Source organism: Accumulibacter sp. (assembly GCF_029255285.1).
Classification (GTDB): Bacteria; Pseudomonadota; Gammaproteobacteria; order Burkholderiales; family Rhodocyclaceae; genus Accumulibacter.
This window is the reverse complement of sequence record NZ_JAPUVI010000064.1, coordinates 1-3,158: the sequence shown is the minus strand read 5'-3', so window position 1 is coordinate 3,158 and position 3,158 is coordinate 1. Positions and strand designations below refer to the sequence as shown.

3 protein-coding genes are annotated in these 3,158 nt (G+C 62.1%); 1 reads left to right on the top strand and 2 read right to left on the bottom strand.

Going from position 1 to position 3,158, the window contains the following annotated elements; genetic code table 11:
- Together Q1M07_RS08260 and Q1M07_RS08255 are read right to left on the bottom strand one after the other, a co-directional pair.
- The coding region (locus tag Q1M07_RS08260; RefSeq protein WP_300452890.1) for a POTRA domain-containing protein at window positions 1-1,061 on the bottom strand (1,061 nt) is incomplete at its 3' end.
- A 41-nt stretch (window positions 1,062-1,102) separates the two neighbouring features.
- On the bottom strand, window positions 1,103-2,104 hold the full coding sequence (locus tag Q1M07_RS08255) for a class 1 fructose-bisphosphatase (RefSeq protein WP_300452888.1): 1,002 nt from the start codon (window positions 2,102-2,104) through the stop codon (window positions 1,103-1,105).
- 125 nt (window positions 2,105-2,229) lie between these two features.
- Here Q1M07_RS08255 and Q1M07_RS08250 point away from each other — a divergent pair.
- A partial coding sequence (locus tag Q1M07_RS08250) for an FAD-dependent oxidoreductase (RefSeq protein WP_300452886.1) occupies window positions 2,230-3,158 on the top strand: 929 nt, incomplete at its 3' end.

Here is a 3,158-nt window from a genome sequence, read left to right as displayed (position 1 = left end):
CGCTGCGTCTGCAGGCCGGCGATGTTGGTGTGCTCGGCAAGCACGCCAACGCTATCCAGAGAACCATCCAGCGATGGCGGCAGAAAGACGTCGGCGTAGCCGAGCTGGCGGCGCTGCTCGATGCGCAAACCGCTGACCAGGTTGTAAGCCTGATTGAAAAAATGGGCGTCGCGGTAACTGGTTTCAACGCGATAGCCGGTGTTGCTGCTGACGCCAAAGCCAAAGCCGACCCGCCGAGGCTTGGCCTCGGTGATCTGAACCCGCACCGGCGCGGCTTCGGGCGTGGCGCTTTGGCGATCGATATCGACGACGACCGAGGCGAAGTAGGTGGTGTTCTGCAGCGCGGTCTGGAACCGCAGCAGGCGCTCCAGGCTGTAAGGCTCGCCGGGGGTCGGCGGACGATAACGCTCGATCAGGCTGCGGTCGTAATCCACAAGCCCGCTGATCTCGAGGGAACCGAATCGGAACGCCGGGCCGGAATCCACTTCGACACTCAGTTTGGCGCTGGCCGTGGTCGGATCGATGATGGCGCTGCTGTCGGCGATCGACGCTGCAGCGTAATCGCGAGCGCTCAGTGCATCGATCAGCCGCTGTTTGGCGGCATCCCAGTCGGCCTGACGAAAAGGCTGCCCCACCGGCAGCCCCCAAGCCTCCCGCAGCGCAGCAAGGCGAGCCGGGCGATCGCCTTCGTCGCGGGTCAGATCTCCGGAGAAGTCGAGCTGAACGCTGGCGATAGTGGTGCGGACGCCCGGCGTGACGACAATGCGGAATGTCGGGTCGCCACCGTCCTCGCCTTCGATGGCAGGCGAGAAATAGCCTTCGGTGGCGAGAATCTCGCCGATTTCCTTGCGCGCCCGACGCAGTAAGGCAACCCGGCCTGCGGCGTCGATTCCTTCAGGATGACGATCCAGGAAACCCAGGTGTTTGAGGAGCAACGGCCGCAACTCGTCCGGCACGACAAGCTCGACTCCACCCGCCGCCCTTGCGCCCACCGAAGTAAAGGCAAGCGATAGCGACAGAAGGCAAAAGACGATGCGAAGGACGAAAGCTTGAAGTGGCACGGGGCGGATTCTACCTGCCCCATGCCAGCAAATCCGAAGCTTCAGGATTCCAGATGATAACGGGTGACCCGCTCGACTTCGTTCTTCGAGCCGAGCATCACCGGTACGCGCTGATGCAGCTTGGTCGGCTTGATATCGAGGATGCGTTCGCGGCCGGTCGTGGCGGCGCCGCCAGCTTCCTCGACGATCATCGCCATCGGGTTGGCTTCGTACATCAGGCGCAGCTTGCCGCCCTGCGCCTTGATCTTGCTGTCCAGCGGATAGAGGAAGATGCCGCCGCGAGTCAGGATGCGGTGAACGTCGGCAACCATCGAGGCCACCCAGCGCATGTTGAAATCGCGCTCGCGGGGTCCCTCCTTGCCGGCCTGCAGTTCGCCGATGTAGCGCTGCACCGGCGCCTCCCAGAAACGCGCGTTGGAAGCGTTGATGGAGTATTCCTTGGTGTCTTCGGGAATCTTCATGTTGGGATGGGTGTAGATGAAACTGCCCATCTCGCGGTCGAGGGTAAAACCATGCACACCGTCGCCGATGGTAAAAACCAGCTGTGTGGACGGGCCATACACCGAATAGCCCGCAGCCACCTGCTCGGTGCCCGGCTGCATGAAATCGGCTTCGGTGGGCTCCGCTCCGCCTGTCGGACACTTGAGAACCGAGAAAATGGTGCCGACCGAAATGTTCACGTCAATGTTGGACGAACCGTCCAGGGGATCGAAAAGCAGCAGAAAGCCGCCCCGCGGATAGTCGTTGGGAATCGGGCGGATTTCCTCTACTTCCTCGGAAGCCATCGCGGCAAGGTGGCCGCCCCATTCGTTGGCCTGGATAAGGATGTCGTTGGCAATGACGTCGAGTTTCTTCTGGGCCTCGCCCTGCACGTTGTCGCTGCCGGCTTCGCCGAGCACGTCGGCGAGGGCTCCCTTCGAGACGTTGACGGCAATGGCTTTGACGGCGCGGGCAACGACTTCCATCAGCAGACGCAGATCGGCGCCCATCAGGCCTTTGCGTTGCTGCTCGATGAGAAATTGGGTGAGCGTAACTCGACGCATGGATCGGACCTCCGGAAAAGGCTGTAAAAGTGGGCCATATTATCGCCCGGATCAGGGTCTTCCGTCGTTTATGATTGCGACCTCGATTCAAAAGCGGCTTATCGCCGCTCGATCCGGATCATTCTTTGCAGGGCATCATGGAAGTTTTGGTAATCGGCGCCGGCCTCGCCGGCGTCACAAGCGCGTGGTATCTCGCCCAGGCTGGCTGCAACGTGACGGTGTTAGACCGCCAGCCCGCCCCCGGCCTGGAAACCAGTTTTGCCAACGGTGGACAAATCTCGGTCAGCCATCCGGAACCCTGGGCCAATCCGTCGGCCCCGGCCACCATACTGCGCTGGCTGGGCCGCAACGACGCGCCGCTGCTGTTCCGCCCTCGCGCCGAGATGGAACAGTGGCGATGGGCTCTGTCCTTCCTGCGGGAGTGCCTCCCCGGACGTACCGCCCGCAATACCGCCGCCATCGCCCATCTCGCCACCTACAGCCGTCAGGAACTACGCGCCCTCCGAGCGAGCACCGGCATCGAATATGAAGCAGCCGAGGGCGGCATCCTCCATCTTTTCGAAACCCGGCGAGAATTCGATCACCTCCCCGCCAAGCTCAAACTTCTCCAGAAGTTCGGCATTGCCAGTCAGATTCTCGATGTCGACCAGACGATTGCGCTCGAGCCGTCCCTCGCAGCGCTACGTCCCCGCCTCGTTGGCGCGCTCCACGGGATTGATGACGAAACAGGCAATGCGCACCTGTTCTGCAAGGCTCTCGCCAAGAAGGCGCAAGAAGCGGGCGTCCAGTTCTGTCTGAACAATTCGATTCAGGCCTTTGATGTCATTCACGGAAAAATCGCCGGCGTGCGCGTCTTCGATGCGGAACAGCGTGCCGGCATGTTGCGTGCAGATGCGTTCGTGATCGCGGCGGGCAGCTACAGCCCGCAAATCGTCCGGCCGCTCGGAATCAAGCTGCCGATCTATCCGGTCAAAGGCTATTCGATCACCGTGCCGATCCTTGACGAGAAACGCGCCCCGCGCCTGAGTCTCACCGACGAATCCCGCCGGGTCGT